This window comes from Parabacteroides sp. AF39-10AC (assembly GCF_003635405.1).
Taxonomy (GTDB): domain Bacteria; phylum Bacteroidota; class Bacteroidia; order Bacteroidales; family Tannerellaceae; genus Parabacteroides; species Parabacteroides distasonis.
The window spans coordinates 206,953-226,097 of sequence record NZ_QTLP01000005.1; the positions used below are offsets into that span (position 1 = coordinate 206,953).

Here is a 19,145-nt window from a genome sequence, read left to right on the forward strand (position 1 = left end):
AACAGTCATTTATTTCAAGATTCGTTCGGTTACCCGGAAAAGAAGTCGTTTTAACTCCACATTCTTGATCTCATGCAAAGCTGTCAACGCAGCTTGATGATATGTATCTGCCATCTGCCCGACCCGTTCAAGAGCCGTTCGCAAAAGCGGCTTATTCTCCGAACAGCCTAAGAAAGCCTTCAAATTCTCACATTCCAAAAGGGAACGCGTAAATACAGGTTCCGGATTTTGCTCACAAAGCACGGCTAATACGGCAGAGGGCCTTAACGCTACCGGCCGGTCATCCTTAAAATCCTCTATATCATCCAATAACTGATACGCAATACCCAATGCCCGGGAATACTGATGAAAGATCCGACGAAGCAGCTCGTCATCACCTGCGCAGATCAATCCTAATACCAAGGATACCTCGAAGGCAGGGACTGTCTTATTACAGAATATTTCCAATACCCAATCCAATGTCAAAGGGCGAGGGGAAACGCTCCATTCCAGTTCCATTCCTTGTCCTTTACAAAGCGCTATATGCGCATCAGCAGCCACCGCTGTTAGTGCTCTCGCATCACACTGAGATAAAAGCCGATAGCCTTCACCCAATAAGATATCACCGACATTAATCGCTATAGGCACACCATACAAAGCATTTATCGTTGGTTTACCGTACCGCTCCTTATCATTATCTTGTATGTCATCATGCACTAAAGAGGCTTTATGGAAACATTCCACCGCAATAGCGGCCCGCTGTACATCGTCCGGAACCTCAGCCCCCCCGGTCAAAGCCAGATAAGTAGCCGCCAATAAATAAGGACGCCATCGCTTGCCTTCACCGCCCATCCATTCTAAGGCGACCGAAGAGGTTTGGTCTTTAGCCGGAGAGAAATGGCCTGCTAAATTCTCTTTCGAGAACCATCTTTTCAAATCCGCTCGTAATCCATCATAATCCAACAGCCTAGCCTCATTATCCGAGCGCATCCCCATCATACGAACCACATATTCATAATCAACATGGGTATCCTTACATCCGGACGTATTTAGGGGTATAGCCAAGCCCGGAACAGCATTACTGATAAGCAAGGGAAAAGCTTTTTCTAAAGAATCCAAGCAACTTACCCCGATCACTGAATCAACTACCCGATTCTGTATCAAGCCTACCACGGAAGTAAAACCTTCCGCGACAATACTCATTATGCCCAGACTTTCCGCTTTATCTTGAAGATCGGGAATCGAACAATGACTACATCGATGGCATAAAAGACCTAATTCATCAATTTCCGCCTGGCATTTAGCAGAATTACTCAAACACTTAGGTAGTAGTAATACACGTCTCTCATAGGGAATGGAAGCGACCGTTTCCTTCCATACTTGATTATGGATCTCTACCATCAGCCACCCTCTTACCTCTACGTCTAGTGCATACTCACGAATCAATTGATCCGCGAAGTTCGACAAATCGTCCAAGGACAGTGGGGGCTGGATCGTTAAATCGTCCACAAATGCTTGAATTCGATTACGCAATTCATCCCGTTCAGCATAAGATGCCGGTATGTTATGTATCAGTTTGTTTTCCATGCGTACTCAAAGATTAACCGTAAGCTCCAAATCCAAAAAAGTATTTCTTCTTCAAGAGTCTGTAAAAAACATTCTGCTCGGGAATCTCCTCCCCTTCCATATCATGACCGGGAACCGGGTTCATTTTCTGATATTCCTCCCTTACCGTACCCCGAGTCGTAGTATCTATCGCACCCTGTTGTTCCAAGAATCTCCACATTTTTCCGGGATCTTCCAAAAGGATACAGCCCCTGGATGTCTCGGCTGTCATTTTCCGCAGATCCGCCAAAAACCTTGAATCACGGAATAGCTCCACCAAGTTTGAGGCATCCCCATTAATAAAGTCCCTAGCCATCTGTAAAGGCGGGCAAAACTCGACCGCCCCCGACGGAGATATATGATGGCTCATACCCGTCGCCGCCGGACATAGGGCTTTTCCCTTATCATCCCAATAAGTATCGATAATAAACAAGGGCGCATCCCTCCGTTGCTCGACAATAAACCGACGGAAATCCCTAATTTGCTCCTTAGTCAACGCATTCTCCACATTAGGAACCGCTCCCACCGGACGATAGATATAATACCACAAATAGAGCGCACCCTCCCTAGCCATCCGTTCGATATGGGCCCGACTCACCAAATCCTCATAATTACTCCGGCATATACTGGCAGCTACACCGAAAATCAAACGGGCTTTCCGACAGGCACGCACTCCACGGATCGTACGATCCAATACGCCATCTTTCCCACGGCGGATATCGCTCTCGTCTTTCAATCCTTCGATACTGATCAGAGGAGTAACATTTCCCATCTTTTTTAAGCGAAAGGCCACCTCTTCTGTCAGCAAAGTAGCGTTGGTAAACAATTGGAAGTAGCAGTCCGAATGTTTCTCCATGGTTTCCAACAGACCTTTATACATCAAAGGCTCTCCTCCCAGTATCCCGAAAAAATAAGAACCTTGTCTTTTACTTTCGGTTATAATACCATTCAATTGGGCTATAGAGAGGGCTTTCCTGCCACCGGCAGAGACCCAACAACCGCTACAACTCAAATTACAACTCTCCGTGATGGATATCATCACGAATGCGGGGAAAAACGGAGCGCCTAATGCTTGTCGCTTCTCAAATGCGGCCATGTTCCGAAAATTACGCCAACCGAAATTGTACATGAACTTCCATATCAGACGAGGCGAACATTCCTTGAATATCCGTGAAGAGGTCCTTGCAGTCGCTATGTATTCGTTAAATCTCATTGATTATCTTTTTTCAAGAAAGAGACACCGGCTCTTCGTTGTGCCAAACGTGCCCGAAGTGTATCCGCATAAACCGTTTTCGCATCGATGGAAACCGCCAATTCCTCATCCTTCAAACCCCCATTGATCGGAGATTTCTCATATTTGGGAAATATAATCGCTTTATTCGGGCACATCCGGGCACAAGCCGGACAATTATTCTTACAATTCTGGGGCTGTTTTACAGTTACGACACCGTCTTCTATCGTATAAACACCGAACAGGCAGAAGTCATGGCATTTACCGCAGTCCGTACAACGTTCTTTATCCAATGTAGGATACCAAGCATCGACACCAATCTTGACCGGAAAAGAAGATACCGACTGGCGAATAACCTCCTCTTCCTCCATTTCTACGGGACTAACCTCATATGCGAATCCGAAAGAATCCAAAATCGCTTCCATACCCTCATTCCGGATATCCAATACACGAGAAGTTTCCATTCCCACGGAAGTGAAAAGGGAACGGATCGCCCTCGGATAGCAAGCGATAATCGTGGATGAGGCGACATCCGGCAAATCCGATGTTCTCTCCCTCACTTTCTCACATAGATCAGGCTCTACTACCACATCATATCCTTCTTGCCTTAAAAAGGCCGCCACCTTTACCACTTTCTCCTTATCTATAAAAGAGCGGGAGGCACAAGTACAAATCGTAACTCTATTATTATATAGCATTTCCATCAAGTATTATTATTCGTCTTTCGCAATATTACAAACAATATCCAAACACTAGTACAGCATCCGGCGCAAGGCGAAAAATTGAGTACTTATCACGAAAAAAGGCGATTTCCGTACCATACAGAAACCGCCTTCTTGTCAACATCACATCAAGCTAAGGTTACACTCATTTATTATCAGCCAAGTAAATATCCGTAAATGTCACAGCGCCAGTTAATCGGTTATTATTATTAGTAACATTCAACAATGTGACATACTTACGATACTGATTATCGCTCAAAGCACTTTTCATCAATTTCAGATTTCCATAAACAGCTTTCTGCAATCGCTCCTCCTGACGTTTCGTGTCTCTACTCAAGCTTTCCTTTTGTTGTCCTTTAAAATATTCATTAATGTCATATACCTCATCCATCTGAGATGGGGTCAAATCCAAGTAAGAACTTAATTTGCCGAACTCTACCGCAAACGGTTCTTTATTACCATTTTCATTCACACATTGCGCTTTCGCAAAACTTACTGTAGCACTAATACCTAAAATCGCTACTGCCATAAATAACTTTCTCATAATACCTAAAATTTACCTATTAAAAAATCAATAACATAACAAAACAACCAACCAATCCTAATCAAGATAGCCTAAACATTCTTTCGACTTCAGACCAATCCTTTTACCAAACCATTAACCTATTCTATAGTATGATAACTTTGAGAAATATCAACTTACATATCATCAATACATCTCTTTGTTTCTGTTACAAAGATGGTGAATTGTTTCTAGTTTATGACGAAAGGGAAAAAAACGGGATTCAACACGAAAACAGCAAAAAAATGCCGATTCTTAATGAACCGGCATTGATATTAAGTACTATTCTTGACTGACTATCCAAGACTTAAACTCGGATGCTTTATTTTTACTAATATAAATTCGCTCAGGGACTTCTATATCGAGAGTGACTAATAAACGGCTATCAAACCAAATCGTAATATCCTTTACACTGTCACGGGAAATTATAAACTGTTTATTCGCACGAATAAACTCCGCCGGATTCAACGAAGATATAATTTGTTCCAATGTTTTAGCATACGGATACGAACCTCCATTCCTTAAATAAATATAAGTATTCTTATCCGCCGTATAGAAACAAGATACCTCATTCAAACCAATAGGCAATAGTTTATCCTTGACAGGTATCAACAATTTATCCTTATATTTCGGGCTTAAAGACAATTGCGTTAATTGAGATAAATAGTGTAAGACATCCTGTTGGTTCCATCTACTGAATTTCTCTAATGAGCGGTTTAGTTCCTCTGGTTTTACGGGTTTTAATAGATAGTCTATACTATTCACCTTAAACGCATCAATCGCATACTGGTCGTACGCTGTCGTAAAAATAATCGGAGTCTCCACCTCTATCTGATCAAAGATCGCGAAAGCGGAACCATCCGACAAATGAATATCCATAAATAGCAAATCCGGTTTCGGATTGGCTTGCAGCCAACGAACCGTTTGCCGGACACTCTCCGTATTCCCCATTATCTCTATGGAAGAATCCAAGCTCAGTATCATATCTGCCAAATTCTCATAGGCGGCAGTCTCGTCTTCTACGATCAATATTTTCATATAGCATTATTTTAAAGGAAGATAGACCTTGAACATTTGTTCATCTGATTCTACCCTTATTTGTTTATCCATTAACAGTAAAAAACGGTTTTCCAAATTCTTTAGTCCAGTCCCATTTGTATCGGGAGGTGTCAACTTTGGATAAATAGGGTTCGTAACGACTAATTCCATTCGCTCATTCAACTCTATCCGTATATCCATTCGATGATCACTATCAATAATATTATGTACGGTAGCATTCTCCACCAAAGGAAGCAAAGAAAGAACCGGTATCCGCAAATTCCACTTATCTTCGGGAATGTCGATCGTAAAAGTCAGCTTATTGGCAAAACGCACCTCCATCACATGGCGGAAAGCCTCAATGAACATCAATTCCTCTTTCAAGGCAACCAACCCTCTTTTATCACTCTGTAAGATATAACGGAAAATATCAGATAACTTTGTCACATAAGATAACGTATGCTCATCGTTCTTTTTCCGGATCAAGGAGGAGATCCCATTCAAGGCATTGAAAAAGAAATGAGGATTTATTTGGTTAGCCAAAGCATCGCACCGACTCTGCAAACTCTCGATGCGCAACTTCTCTATCTCTTGCTCTTTTTCCCGTTGCTTGGTGAAAAGCATCGATATATATCCGATAAAGGTACACAACAGACAAGTAACAAAGAACTGGAAGATCAAGATACTTCCCATGCAATCCGTCTTACGAGTACAAAATGAGATCCCGAAAGATATCGTCGCATAAAACAGATAAGCGATAAAGGAAAACAAGAAATTCTTCCATAACCGTTTCGTAAACAATGATGTCTGGAGCTTACCCAGATTATAGCGAAGCAACAGATAGATGAACGTCAAGAAAAATAGAAAACGATACGTGAAAAACGCAAAGAACCCAAAGTACTCGGACTTGCTCAGAAAACTCAACTCCCAAGGTATCCACGCAATATTCGTATAGATAATAAAGATTGCGCTAATCAAGCTGACCAGCGGGAGCTTACGTGAAATAGATGTCTCAAATGAACTCATAAATATCCTATAGTTTTTCAAAATACAAAGTAACATCAATTTTTCACGACTTCTCTCATTGTTTGAAGCAAAACGAAAAAAAGAAGATTGAAAACGAAAAAGCAACCTGCTATCCAACAGGAATCTTTAATACCTGACCCGGACGTATATCAGGACTGGACAAACCATTCGCTTTCTGTAAAGCCGCCGTACTAACCCCCGGATACTTTTTCGAGATAGAATACAAGGAATCTCCGGATCGTACCTTGTAAGACACAAAGCCTTTCTGGTCCGTGGCAGATGAGGGCTGGGTTATCTTTTTAGCCGAGGCTGAAGCGGTAGAAGACCTCTCCGCAGGTTTCGCTGTCGTTTTAGTCGAAGCCGAGGCAAAAGCGACACCCCCATTATCTACATATAATCTTAACCGTTTTCCTTTCGCTACCCGGTTGGAGCCTAGCCCGTTCCATTTACGGATATCTTTCGCTGTCACTCCATAGCGATTAGCGATCGTATAAAGATTCTCACCACTCAATACCACGTGGGTGATTTTTTCCCGGGTCGCACCACTTGGTAAAGAGCCATTAGAGTTATTCGCAGAAATGCAATTCGCCAACAGTTCCTCGATCCGATGCATATAGACCGTATCTTCTTTATCAATGAAAGCATAGGTTTCTGCCGCAGGTAGTTTCAAAACCGAAGGGCGGGTATTACCCGGAACGATGTCTCTTTTATATTGTGGATTTAACGCACGCAACGTCTCAATATCTACTTGCAATAGATCCGATACTTGCTGCAAATGTAGGGCATTATTCACCATGACCGTATCCGTGGCTAACGGCAAGCTGGTTTGCATCGGACAGATGTTATGCTCGCAATAATAATTCATGACGTAATTGGCGGCGATAAATAAGGGGACGTATGAACGAGTCTCTTTCGGTAAATAAGGGAAGATATCCCAGAAGTCCGTCTTGCCCCCCGAACGACGGATCGCTTTATTCACGTTGCCCGGCCCGCAGTTATAAGATGCCAACACTAAATTCCAATCCCCATAGATAGCGTACATATCCTTGAAATACTTACAAGCGGCCTCGGTCGCTTTCAAGGGGTCCCGGCGCTCGTCCACCAAGCTATTAATCTCCAAGCCATAGCTCTTACCCGTAGGAAGCATGAATTGCCATAAACCACAAGCGCCCACACGAGAGAGGGCTACCGGATTCAAGGCACTTTCCACGACGGCGAGATATTTCAATTCAATAGGCAGGCCATGCTCATCTAACACCTGCTCGATTATCGGAAAATAAAAGTCCGCCATCCCCAGCATATAACGCACTAAATTTCGTTTACGCTCCGCATATAAGTCAATACAATCACGCACTATATTATTATAGGGCAAAGCGATCACGCTGGGAAGCCTAGACAGGCGGTCGATATAGACCGAATCCGGGAAATAGACATTCTCGTCGTCATCATGGCAAAAGTCCTCTCTTTTTGAGAAATATTGCACATGCCAAGTACGGAGCAAACTATCCACGTTCGCATCCAAGCTTTCCGGAATCAATCCGACCTCAGACTCCAGCGAGCTTAAGGTATCTTTTTCCTCAATTCGGGTCTCTTCCTGCGCATAGACCAATGAGACCAAACAATTTAAACAAATGAGTGCTAGCAGGTATCTTTTCATGTATATCAGAATTTTAGACTGCAATTCAATCCGTAAGTACGAGGCGTGACACTCGTCTTCGGACTAACAACCGGCTCCAAATGCAAGGATAAATCCGGTGATATATCAAAATCGAATAACTGGGCATCCACGTAAGCATCCACGATACTCAACGCATACACCCCGACCGTAATAATTATACTCAAGTCTCTATATCGACGAAAATAATCCTTCTGTCTTTTCAATTGATCCTTGAAATTTGAATTATTAATCGCATCCTCAGGAGCCATGGAAGTCAAGTCTTGCCAACTTTTACTCCAAGCATCCGGATTTTCCAGATTCTTAGCGGCATCATACATGATATCCTTATAAGCTGTCGAATAATCCTTATAGTTCTTGTTGTTCCAAGTCACGGCATACATACATCCCATCAAACCACCGTAAACGATCGGTAATTTCCAATATTTCCGGTTATAGATCTGTCCCAGACCCGGAACCAAGGCGAACAAGACCGCTTTTGTCGGATTCGGCTTAAAAGCCAGCTTCATCTTCACTTCCGGTACGCCCACCGAATCGGCCGCCATCAAGACGGCTTGCACGGTAGAATCCGGGGCAGCTACCTCCACGGAATCGGAAACTATAGCAGGAACGGCTTTCTCCGTCTTATCCTCCTGTGCGTTACCCATCCCGGCATAGCACATGAATCCGATCAAAAGGAGTATGATTCGATTTCTCATTTCAATTTATCCAGTAACCCGATCAATTGCTCCAACTCTTCTTCCGTGGCGAAAGGAATCGTAATTTTACCTTTTCCCTTCTCATTGCAAGTCAACTGGACTTTCGTATTGAAGTAACGGGACAAATGATCTTTCAGCAATTTAAACTCTTCCGGAAGTATCGGCTTACGATCCGATTTTTTCTTTTCCGGCAATTCCGGTTGTATTCCCTCGGCTATATTACGCACCATCTCCTCCACGTTACGAACGGAGAGTCCTTGAGCCAATATCTGCTCATATAAAGCTAATTGAACCTCCGGATCATCCACCGGGATCAATGCCCGGGCATGTCCCATATCGATCTTCTTATCCTTCAATCCTACTTGGATCTCGGCCGGAAGTTTCAATAAACGAAGGTAATTGGCGATCGTAGCACGCTTCTTTCCAACCCTTTCGCTCAACCCCTCTTGGGTCAAGCCGTAATTATCGATTAATTTTTGATAAGCTAACGCGATTTCGATAGAGTTCAAGTCCTCTCGTTGGATATTCTCTATCAAAGCCATCTCCACCACGTTCTCGTCGGCCGCCGTCTTAATATAAGCGGGAATACGCTCCAAACCTGCTTTAAGCGACGCACGATAACGGCGTTCGCCAGAGATGATCATATATTGCTCGGGGCCGATTTCCTTCAACGTAATCGGCTGTATCACGCCTAACGAGCGGATAGAGGTAGCCAACTCCTCCAAGGTCTCTTCCTCAAAGACAGATCGAGGTTGTTCCGGATTAGGCTGGATCTTGCTTAACTCGATCTCACTAATAGACGATGAACCACCTGTCTTCAGGTCATCCATCGTAATTAACGCGTCTAATCCACGGCCTAACGCCGATCTTTTTAATGCTGCCATAATCCTTTATTTTTTTCAACAATCTCCTGTGCCAACTGCATATGGTTGATAGATCCTTTCGAATCCGCGTCATACAATAAGACAGGTTTACCGTAACTGGAAGCCTCGCTCAACTTCACGTTTCGTTGGATCACGGTAGTAAATACCAAATCGCGGAACGGACGTTTCACTTCCTCATAAATCTGGTTCGCCAAACGCAGGCGGGAATCATACATAGTCAAGAGGAATCCCTCTATCTCCAGCGCCGGGTTCAGCTTTGATTTGATAATCTTGATCGTGTTCAGCAGCTTACTGATACCTTCCAAGGCGAAATACTCGCATTGTACCGGGATAATCACCGAATCGGCGGCTGTCAAGGCATTCACGGTTATCAATCCCAAAGAAGGAGAGCAGTCGATCAGGATAAAATCGTACTTCTCTTTCAGCGGTGTCAATATCTGCTTCAAGATCCGTTCACGATTCTCCAAGTTTAGCATCTCAATCTCCGCTCCCACCAAATCGATATGAGAGGGGATGATATCCAGTCCTTCCACTTCAGTCTGTGTGATAGCGCCGCTCGCATCCTCACCGTTTACCAGACATTCATAGATAGAAAGTTCTACATTACGTATGTCCACACCCAGACCGGATGAGGCATTCGCCTGCGGATCAGCGTCTACGACCAGCACCTTTTTCTCAAGAGCGGCCAATGACGCAGCCAGATTAATCGTGGTGGTTGTCTTCCCGACTCCACCTTTCTGATTTGCTAAAGCGATAATCTTTCCCATACTATACCTAATTAATTCGAGGGCAAAACTAAACATTAAAAACTGAACCAAACAGGGTTCAATCAAAACAATGCTTGTTTTGTTGATAAATCGCCCTAACTGTTGATAACTCGCAAATATAAGCAGAATAAATCAAATAGAGGGTTATAAGGCTGGTATATAGGTGTTTTTTTGGAAATGATAACGAAGTTTTAAACAAACAGAGGCTCCTCTCACATCTTATTTCTCCCAATCAATACGATAATAATACCCTGCGTCCGGACGAGAGAGCATCTCCTTTTGCGTCATCATTGCTTGTTTTTATATGGAGAACAGCGCTTTCTTTAAAAGTGAGAGGCTTCTTGAACTTAATAATAGCGGTATGGTAATTATCGTCCGTCCTACAGGCTAGTTCCTCTATACGTTGATTTTCCAAATACTTCCAGACCACCTATAGTTATACTCTAGTTCCGTAAGCAGAGGTCTTTTACATTAAATCAAGCGATAAGTCTCAAAGGTGGAATGCACTCCATCATCACACTGGAAAATAAAAAAGAGGAGATCTTCTTATACTCTACCGGATAATTACGAAGAATAACCCGACTTTCGAGAAAATTCTCTAATCACAGGCAAGCCTAGTGACTAATGCAAAGTTAGAATATATTTTCATATCGAAAAACAAAAGGGCTCATCAAAATACATCAGCAATGTTTATTTATTTATTCTTAGCCTTCCCCTTTGAGGATTTTCGCAATTATCATTCTGACAATTTGTAATATCAACTCCCGGAGAATCGATTTTTCCGGGCATACGGACAGTTCGTGCGCAAATACGAGAAAAAAATTCGACAATCATCTGCATAACAATCCTTTATCGAAAAACGACCTTTCATTCTAGCGAGATTTATTCATCGTAATTCATATCCATTGAGTTCTTCGGGCGATTCCATAGGGTTACGACCGGGAAGTAACAGGGTTACGATGCCCATTCTAGAGTATTGACAACCCTATTCTTGACTACTTACGATGCCCAACGGCACTACTGGCGTTGCCCAACGCGACCTATCGCATATGCTTTAACCGCCTATCGTGTGCAAAAAGGGGACTTTTCCTGTCAAAAACGCCCGTTGAAGCCACCGCTTTCCCTCTATTTCTGCGTCTTTACAAGAGGGCTTTATCACGCATATCCCCATTTATCCATCAAAAAGTTCGGATAACTGCGGTTTCGCTTACAGTCAGGCAAATAGGCAAAACCACAAAAGCCCCGCCGAAATACATCGACGGGGCTCTATCTTATGAACTGTGTCTTTCCTTACGGAAATCCGGTCAGTTTTCTACTTATTTAACGATTGTCTTAACAGCCTCTTCACCATCAACAGCTACAGCTACGATACCAGCAGGTACAGCGATAGTTGCGTTGTCTGAAGTAAGAACTGTCTCAGCAACAACCTTACCTAAGATGTTAGTGATAACTACTGACTTACCAGCAGCGCCTTGAACAGTTACAGTACCGTTACCAGCTACTACAGATACACCTTCAACATTGTTGATGTTATCGTTAGATGTTACCATATCATCAGCATCAGTCTTAGGATAAGCATTGAATACTAATGCACCATCACCACCAGTCTTAGCGGCATCAAATCTAGAGCTAGCATCTGTCAATACTAAGCAACCATTGTGCATCTTCAACCAAGCAGCTTTCTTAGTCGGAGCAATCGCACTAGCAACATCACCAGCTACAGTCTGATATTGATTATCAGTTGCACCATATACATTAGACTCAATCAAGAATGAGTTGTTCGCACCCTCTTCACCATCTAAATAAGCTAATGCAGCCTTATCCGGATTTACATAACGGAATGACCAAGTTACGTTCTTGTGCTTGTCACCTGTCAATACATTGATGAACTTAGCATAGTTCTTATGGTAGTCAGCGCTGATTGCCTCGATACCCTCATTCTTCAATTGATCAGCAGTCATACCTTTGTATTTGCCAGTCAAGACAAACAAAGTATCACCATATTGAACAGCAGGAACGAAACCTACACGAGTGTAGCTACTGTTAGAAACAGCCTTCGTATTGAACAAGTATGGGTTAAGAGCCTCCTTACGATCTGCAACAGCAGCAGCAGAGTCTGAGTAGTTAACCAAATACTTACCATAGATAAATGCCGGAGTCTTCACATGAATAGCGTGTACACATTGATATGGGTCGTCTGTAACTTGACCATCAGCAGTGATGTGCTTACCTGTCTCAGTACAAGGAATGATCTTCTCACCCTCGATCAACTCACGATAAGCAGAAACCAAGTATTGAGGTTTAACCTTACCTGCGCCACGAGTTAACCATGCAGTGTCAATACGGAAAGCTAACTTACCATCAGCTTTAGCTTCACCCCAGATACCTGCGTAATCAACATCCTTGTTCAACAAGTTTCCATTATGCTCATCCATCAAATATTCACCACGGATAGTTTCCTTAAACATCAAGCTATCTGCTGAATTATCAACGTTCTCACCAAGAAGTGCATTGTTGAATTGACGATACAACGGAGTCTCATCCGGAGCGATGTAGAATGCAGAAGTTCTAGTCTCGTTCAACATTTGAGCTTTCAATGTAGCAGCACCATCATAGTCAGATACACCAGCCTTTGTTGAAGTAAGTTTCATCACATATTTACCAGCTTCTTTCGTTACAGCAATAACAGCATGATAGCACTTACCATCGATTTGGTTATTTTCCTTGAAGTAGTAACCAGATGTCAATTTCGTGTTATTGTCAGTAGAATATTGACTTACGTTGAATTTCTCTTCCTTATTTACAGACCAGATATTCTTTTTAGCATTGTCATTACTTGCTACATAAACAGTTCTGTAAAGGTTCTTTAATCCATTGATACGTTTAGCAACCGCAGCAGTAACAGGGAAACCATATTGAGCCTTAACAGCAGCTGCGTCATTTACCAAAGTATCCAAATTGAAAGCAGTCTTACCTTCTAATACAGTCAACGTAGAGTCTTTTGAAGACTTAGCGATGTATTTGTCTGTAGCATACGGATGCCAGTAGTTGAATGTATACTTGTTGATCATCAACTCTTCTTTATCCAAGTTCTTGTAACCTAACAATGAATCTGCTACAGAAGCAGCAGGAACAAGTTCAAAGAACAATGAATCTGTAGAATTGATAGTAACACCATTTGCATAATTTACATCAGCTGTCAAGTACCAATAAGTAGCACCAGCCTTCTTATTCAAATTCAAAGTATAATCAGCAAGAACACCATCAGAGAACTCACGGTTATAAACCTCTAAAGTAGAGATATTATTCTTATCTGTTACGTTCTTCTTTAAGATTACCCATTGATAAGCCGGCATATGAGCTACATTCTGCTCATTAGCATTAACAGTTGTCCACTCGATCTCACCATTTCTGTAGATCGGAGAAGCCAAATACTTACCAGCCTTATTTGTGATGTAATATACACCATCCTTCAAAGAAGTCTTAGTAGACTCTACAGCTGTACAATCCTTGTAACCCAAAGAGATATGAGTATTTTGGTCTTTGCTGTCAACAGTCAAGATACGAGTCTCGTTCTTGATCAAATCCTGCAAAGAAACACGCCAGTTAGCACCAGTATTTGCAGCAGCATCTTCCCAATACTTAACGTTATCTTCTTTCCATGTAATTTGTTTTACATAGATATACAAGCTATCATAAGCAGGAGAATAAAGGAAAGCGAACTTGTGTTGATCTTTAATAGCACTATTCTCTACTGCATCTAGAGCTGTACCAGTCTCACCCTTTTTCGTCCAGTTATAAGCTAAGAACTTGTAACCAGTCTCATTTGTATAAGCTGTATCAACTTTCAAATAAGCTTCTTTCTTAACATCAGATACATACAAATATTTATCTTCACCTGATTCAGCTGCAACGAACTTCTCAGCGTTGAACGGATTCTTCAAAGTAGTACCTAAGATATCCTTATCGAAACCTAACTTAACACCAGCATCAGCTTTTTGGTTACCAAAGATAGTGTTCAACTCGTTAGCGCTCAAATAAACCTGTCCAGGAGCTTGCAATGTAAATGCTGCAAAAGTATTATTTTGAACATCCTTAGCTGCCCATTTCTGAACTTTCACACCATTGGTAGTAGTGAAACCAACAACAGAGTCAGTTGTAAAGTAAGAGAACAAAGGTCTCTTATCTTCCAATTTCGTAATAGTTCTAGAGAAAGCCCAACCTGCGATTTCTCCACCTGTAGTCGGAGTCAAATCCACTTGGCTTTGAGATTTCAAAATTTCAGCCATCGTGATATCCAACATACGACCTGTACCCTTGTTCATGAAGTCGAACTTAGGAGCTTGACCTTGATTCTCGGAAGAAACAGTAACACACCAAAGCGTGTTTGCTAAGCCAGTGGAAGTAGAGGAAGACGCAACCAATGATAAAACACCATCTTCGTCCATAGACAAGACCTTACCGGATGCCTCATCTTTCAATTGGAAAAGGCCAGAGTTAGCACCCTCAACTAATTTCCCGATTGAATAAGCACCGTTTGCCGTAGGCAAAACGTTTTGTGCCGGTGTTGTCTGCGCATTTGCTGACATCGCACTTAAAAGCGCAACACCAGCCAAAAGAGTAGAAAACTTTTTGTTCATAATTAAATAATTTAATATTAATACTAAAGTGTAATAAGCTCTTTAACAACGATCGCTCTCTTAAAAATCAAAACAAACGGCGATCGACTTTATTCATCATTTGCAAAGGTACGCGTTTCTTTGATTCGCGCAACCCTTCTTTATCATTTTTTTCTCGCCATATAGGCTTTCTTATCAATCAAATAGACTATTCATTACAAAACCACCGATTACAAAGACAAACCCACTATTGTTCGGTACAAAAGATATATATTTTCCGATTAATTTCATTAATAAATAGAGATCTATATATAATGTACACGTACCTTAATATATAAATATATTATTTTCCGCAAATAATACATAGAGCTATCTGGAACTAGATATATTAATAACACGTACCTTCGCTGCTCAAAAACATCACTTACAATAAGAAACCTCCTTAAAAGCATAACGACGGATGCTTCCATCCCGTAACGCTAGCAAAAGATGCCCGGTTGATTCAATATCATGGATACAGGCCTCGAATTCTCCCGCCTCATCCCTATAGGCATGATAGCCCTCCCTTCTATACAACGCGGATTGATAGCGGATACGAATATTCTCGTATTCCTCTTGGAGAAGAGATAAATAATAGCGATAGAATACAGAGAGGAAACGGTCCAAAACCTCTTCTCGATCTACTTCCTTACCGATTATTTGAAACAAAGAAACAGGATTCGGAGCATCTCCCCGAAACACCGCTTGATTCAAGTTTATGCCGATCCCGATGATGGAGCAATATAGATTATGCCCTGATAGATCGTTCTCGATCAACATTCCGCAAATCTTCTTATCTTTCCAATAAATATCATTCGGCCATTTCACTGTGACATGATCCGTATATAAGTCTAACGTCTCTTTCACGCTCAAGGCTGCTATTTGAGAAATCAAGAATTGGCGATTTGCCGGGATGCACGTAGGATACAGGACTGTACTAAACATCAAGTTCTTTCCCGCCTCAGACTCCCAGACATTCCCTATCTGCCCACGTCCGGCAGTCTGGAAATCGGCAACTACCACACTTCCTTCCGAAAGAGACTCTTTGATGATCAACTCACGAAGCAGGCTATTCGTAGAAGTGGTTTCCGCCACACGCAAGATGCGGGGAGATTCATTATCAGTGCTCATCATTATAAATCTCCCTTATATTTTTTGGTAGTTTAGCGATCACCTCCCGGTAAGAGTGGAAGATCCAACGTTTAACCTCCTCGTCCTCCATATCCCGATCCAGATAAATGCTATTCCAGTATTTCTTATTAAAATGATAAGCCGGCTCAACCGCCGTATAATGCTCCCGTAACTCTTCCACATAGTCCGTACTGCATTTCAAGGAGACATGAGGCTCCTCCGCATCCAAAGGAAGCAGCAGGAACATCTTATTCTCTACCTTAAAGACCAGCGATACCTCATCGAACGGGAAACACTCGATGGTATTCTTCAAGGAAAGGCAGTATTCACGTACTTCTTCTATATTCATAACTTTTATCTTTTAACGGCAAGGAGCATAGAAAGCATCTTCGATATGGTCGATCAGGAAACCCGTCTCTTTCTTGATCAATGTCACGATATCAAAACGGACTGGTAAGTCTATATTAAAATAACGGACATAGGCATCCGCAGCGGCGACAATCCTCCGAATCTTCTTGGTGTCTACCGCATCTTCCGGTGAAAGCAAAAAATCCTCAGAGCGTGTCTTTACCTCCACCACGATTAACTCATCTTCCTTGACAGCGATAATATCCAGTTCATAATGATGCCAATGCCAATTGGTATGCAACACGTTATATCCATGTTTTACCAGATAGGCACGAGCCTCAGACTCACCTTCCCGACCCATATCGTTCTGTCTTGCCATCGCATTAATTTGCACAAATATAGCCATTTTCTTTGTTATTCGGCTATTCACTCGTACATTTGCAAATGTATGAGAGAAGAACGTAAATATTCATCGGCTCACCCCAATCATCCGAGGGTACACAAAGTGACCTTTATGCTGAATGACGAAGAGCATAAAGCGGTAAAACGTTATCTTTCACGCTACAAGATCGAGAACAAGTCCCGTTGGTACCGAGAGACGATCCTTTCTCACATCCTCAAGACCTTGGAGGAGGATTATCCGACTCTTTTCAACGAAAATGAGATGAGAAGATGAATCCTTTCAATGACGAATATTTCATGAAGCAAGCGTTGGTGGAAGCTCGTGCGGCAGCGTCCGAGGGTGAGGTTCCCGTAGGAGCTGTTATCGTCTGCAACAACCAGATCATAGCGAGGGCGCATAATCAAACCGAATGCTTGAACGACGTGACCGCACATGCCGAGATGTTGGCGATTACGGCCGCCGCCGGAGTCTTAGGAGCGAAATACCTAACAAATTGTAGTCTATACGTAACCGTGGAACCCTGCATAATGTGTGCCGGCGCGATCGGATGGGCACAATTAAGCACGATCGTATACGGGGCATCCGATGATAAAAGAGGTTTCTCCAAATTCGCCCCTCAAGCCTTCCATCCGAAAGCGATTATCAAAAAAGGTATCCTTGAAAAAGAGTGCGCGGAAGAAATGCAGCGTTTCTTCAAGCAAAGACGCTAAGCTCTATTTAACTTCCTCGTAATCCACATACTCCCCTTCATCCTTGGCGAATATCTTCTTACGGTGCACATAAGGTGTACGATCATCATCATCGTCCCGGGCGGTAGTAGTCGTAGAACGATGTCCGGAAGTATTGCTATTTGTTTGACGACGTTGTTCTCCCTTACGAGTGTTGTTTCCGCTACCAAAAAAGATGTTCTTAAAGGTACGCAAGATGGAGAAACCCATCAGAAACACCAACAGGATAAAGAAAAAGAATATTACAAACAAAAACTTAAACATAATCCGATACTTAAATGATTCTTTACTATCACAAACACAAAGATAAGAATTCTTGTTTATCCCTTTTTGTTAAAAATAGACAAGACTATATATAACAGGATGGTTCCAGAGATTCCCAAGAATCCCCATAACGCCACGAAAATAATGGCACAAGCGATCAATATATAGCGAAGCTCATTACCCTTCCACGCTAAGGATTTCACCTTCAGCGAGAACATCGGTATCTCAGACACCAACAGCAAGGAGGTAATAAACGCCAAGATAACAGTCACCAACACGAACAAGCCTTCATTCGCATGAACAACCGGTAAAACAGAATACCCCGCCGAAGCCCAAAATAAAGCATGCGCCGGAACCGGCAAGCCGATAAACGAGGTAGTTTGCCGTTCATCAATATTGAACTTAGCCAAACGCAAACCTGAAAACGTAGGGATCACGAACGCCAGATAAGGGATATACGTATTCAAAGAGCCAAAAGGCAAAGCCGTAGAAGCCTCTCCCAACAACCAATAGACCACCATGCCCGGAGCGAAGCCGAAACTTACCATATCCGACAAGGAATCCAATTCCTTTCCCATCGGCGAGTAAGCCTTCAATAAACGAGCGGCAAAGCCATCGCAGAAATCAAAGACCGCGGCTATAATAATCCAAATCAACGCAGATAAAAGATTTCCGTGCAAGGCCATAACACTGGCGACACACCCGGACAGAAGGCTCAGACACGTAATTGTATTAGGAATATGTTTTCTTATACTCATTTTGACAAACGGGCTATAGGCGTTTGATTGCCTGTTACTTTTTGATCCATCTCTATTAACACCTCTGTTCCTACCGGCAGGTAGACATCCACGCGAGAACCGAATTTAATAAACCCCATTTGCTCGTCCACATGACATTTCTCTCCCGGCTTGGCATACGTAACGATGCGGCGTGCCATCGCCCCGGCAATCTGACGAGCCAAGACATCCACCCCGTTCCTCGTGGTGATAACGACCGCCGAACGTTCGTTCTCCGTACTACTCTTCGGCAGATAAGCCGCCATAAAACGCCCGTTCTGGTGGGAAACATGCTTAACGGTACCGTTTACGGGAAACCAATTGGCATGTACGTTGAAGATAGACATAAAGATAGATATCTGTAGGCACTTCTTATGAAGGATCTCGTTCTCCATCACTTCCTCGATGGCAACGATCGTACCGTCGGCGGGAGCGATCACCAAGCCTTCCGAATCATAAGGAAACCGACGGAAAGGACTACGGAAGAAGTTTAATACCAATAGGAACAATACGGTAGAAACAAAAGCGACAGAATAAAACAGCATACCCTTACCTACCGTATGGTACAAAGTTATATTCACAATAAATAATATTGTAAACAACGTAAGCAGTAAACCGGTTCCTTCTTTATGTACTTTCATTCTTCTTTG

At 42.6% G+C, this 19,145-nt stretch carries 19 protein-coding genes; 2 read left to right on the forward strand and 17 right to left on the reverse strand.

Annotated features, from left to right (window positions below):
- Positions 1–9: 9 nt before the first annotated feature.
- The 14 genes from DW033_RS06530 to DW033_RS06600 form a co-directional block, all read right to left on the reverse strand.
- A complete protein-coding gene (locus DW033_RS06530; protein WP_122144740.1) occupies positions 10–1,566 on the reverse strand; it encodes a polyprenyl synthetase family protein in 1,557 nt (518 codons plus the stop codon).
- A 13-nt stretch (positions 1,567–1,579) separates the two neighbouring features.
- A complete protein-coding gene (locus DW033_RS06535) occupies positions 1,580–2,797 on the reverse strand; it encodes a radical SAM protein (RefSeq protein WP_057326017.1) in 1,218 nt (405 codons plus the stop codon).
- A complete protein-coding gene (locus tag DW033_RS06540; RefSeq protein ID WP_122382569.1) occupies positions 2,794–3,519 on the reverse strand; it encodes a ferredoxin family protein in 726 nt (241 codons plus the stop codon). Before DW033_RS06540 ends, DW033_RS06535 begins: the two co-directional genes overlap by 4 nt.
- Positions 3,520–3,682: 163 nt before the next feature.
- Positions 3,683–4,081, reverse strand: coding sequence for a hypothetical protein (locus DW033_RS06545; protein ID WP_005866829.1), 399 nt, complete (start codon positions 4,079–4,081; stop codon positions 3,683–3,685).
- A gap of 300 nt (positions 4,082–4,381) precedes the next feature.
- Positions 4,382–5,137: a LytTR family DNA-binding domain-containing protein gene (locus DW033_RS06555; protein WP_005866826.1), complete on the reverse strand. Its 756-nt coding sequence runs from the start codon at positions 5,135–5,137 to the stop codon at positions 4,382–4,384.
- Positions 5,138–5,143: 6 nt separating this feature from the next.
- Positions 5,144–6,163 (reverse strand): sensor histidine kinase, encoded by a 1,020-nt coding sequence (locus DW033_RS06560; protein ID WP_005866824.1) that lies wholly within the window; start codon positions 6,161–6,163, stop codon positions 5,144–5,146.
- A gap of 109 nt (positions 6,164–6,272) precedes the next feature.
- On the reverse strand, positions 6,273–7,820 hold the full coding sequence (locus DW033_RS06565; RefSeq protein WP_122382571.1) for a lytic transglycosylase domain-containing protein: 1,548 nt from the start codon (positions 7,818–7,820) through the stop codon (positions 6,273–6,275).
- A 5-nt stretch (positions 7,821–7,825) separates the two neighbouring features.
- Entirely contained in the window at positions 7,826–8,536 is a 711-nt protein-coding gene (locus DW033_RS06570) for a DUF5683 domain-containing protein (protein WP_005866821.1), read from the reverse strand.
- Entirely contained in the window at positions 8,533–9,420 is an 888-nt protein-coding gene (locus tag DW033_RS06575; protein WP_008773872.1) for a ParB/RepB/Spo0J family partition protein, read from the reverse strand. The genes DW033_RS06570 and DW033_RS06575 overlap by 4 nt, the downstream gene beginning before the upstream one ends.
- Positions 9,408–10,187: a ParA family protein gene (locus tag DW033_RS06580; protein ID WP_005861254.1), complete on the reverse strand. Its 780-nt coding sequence runs from the start codon at positions 10,185–10,187 to the stop codon at positions 9,408–9,410. Before DW033_RS06580 ends, DW033_RS06575 begins: the two co-directional genes overlap by 13 nt.
- Before the next feature lie 1,316 nt (positions 10,188–11,503).
- Entirely contained in the window at positions 11,504–14,827 is a 3,324-nt protein-coding gene (locus DW033_RS06585) for a DUF6383 domain-containing protein (RefSeq protein ID WP_122382572.1), read from the reverse strand.
- Between the two features lie 399 nt (positions 14,828–15,226).
- Positions 15,227–15,979 carry a biotin--[acetyl-CoA-carboxylase] ligase gene (locus tag DW033_RS06590; protein WP_048927945.1) on the reverse strand — a complete coding sequence of 251 codons (753 nt, stop codon included), beginning with the start codon at positions 15,977–15,979 and terminating at the stop codon, positions 15,227–15,229.
- Positions 15,966–16,325, reverse strand: a complete 360-nt coding sequence (locus DW033_RS06595) for an MmcQ/YjbR family DNA-binding protein (protein WP_048927944.1) — start codon at positions 16,323–16,325, stop codon at positions 15,966–15,968. The genes DW033_RS06590 and DW033_RS06595 overlap by 14 nt, the downstream gene beginning before the upstream one ends.
- A gap of 12 nt (positions 16,326–16,337) precedes the next feature.
- Positions 16,338–16,703 carry a YraN family protein gene (locus DW033_RS06600; protein ID WP_008773876.1) on the reverse strand — a complete coding sequence of 122 codons (366 nt, stop codon included), beginning with the start codon at positions 16,701–16,703 and terminating at the stop codon, positions 16,338–16,340.
- A gap of 69 nt (positions 16,704–16,772) precedes the next feature.
- On the opposite strand from DW033_RS06600, the gene DW033_RS06605 reads away from it, so the two are divergent.
- Entirely contained in the window at positions 16,773–17,000 is a 228-nt protein-coding gene (locus tag DW033_RS06605) for a hypothetical protein (protein WP_005866807.1), read from the forward strand.
- Complete coding sequence (locus tag DW033_RS06610; protein ID WP_008780688.1) at positions 16,997–17,437, forward strand: nucleoside deaminase; 441 nt, start codon at positions 16,997–16,999, stop codon at positions 17,435–17,437. The genes DW033_RS06605 and DW033_RS06610 overlap by 4 nt, the downstream gene beginning before the upstream one ends.
- A gap of 3 nt (positions 17,438–17,440) precedes the next feature.
- On the opposite strand, the gene DW033_RS06615 is transcribed toward DW033_RS06610, so the two are convergent.
- The 3 genes from DW033_RS06615 to DW033_RS06625 are packed head-to-tail and all read right to left on the reverse strand — an operon-like array spanning position 17,441 to position 19,136.
- Positions 17,441–17,719 (reverse strand): DUF4834 family protein, encoded by a 279-nt coding sequence (locus tag DW033_RS06615; protein ID WP_008773877.1) that lies wholly within the window; start codon positions 17,717–17,719, stop codon positions 17,441–17,443.
- 56 nt (positions 17,720–17,775) lie between these two features.
- Positions 17,776–18,477 carry a phosphatidylcholine/phosphatidylserine synthase gene (locus tag DW033_RS06620; protein ID WP_048927943.1) on the reverse strand — a complete coding sequence of 234 codons (702 nt, stop codon included), beginning with the start codon at positions 18,475–18,477 and terminating at the stop codon, positions 17,776–17,778.
- Positions 18,474–19,136: a phosphatidylserine decarboxylase family protein gene (locus tag DW033_RS06625; RefSeq protein ID WP_005861238.1), complete on the reverse strand. Its 663-nt coding sequence runs from the start codon at positions 19,134–19,136 to the stop codon at positions 18,474–18,476. Before DW033_RS06625 ends, DW033_RS06620 begins: the two co-directional genes overlap by 4 nt.
- Positions 19,137–19,145: the final 9 nt, after the last annotated feature.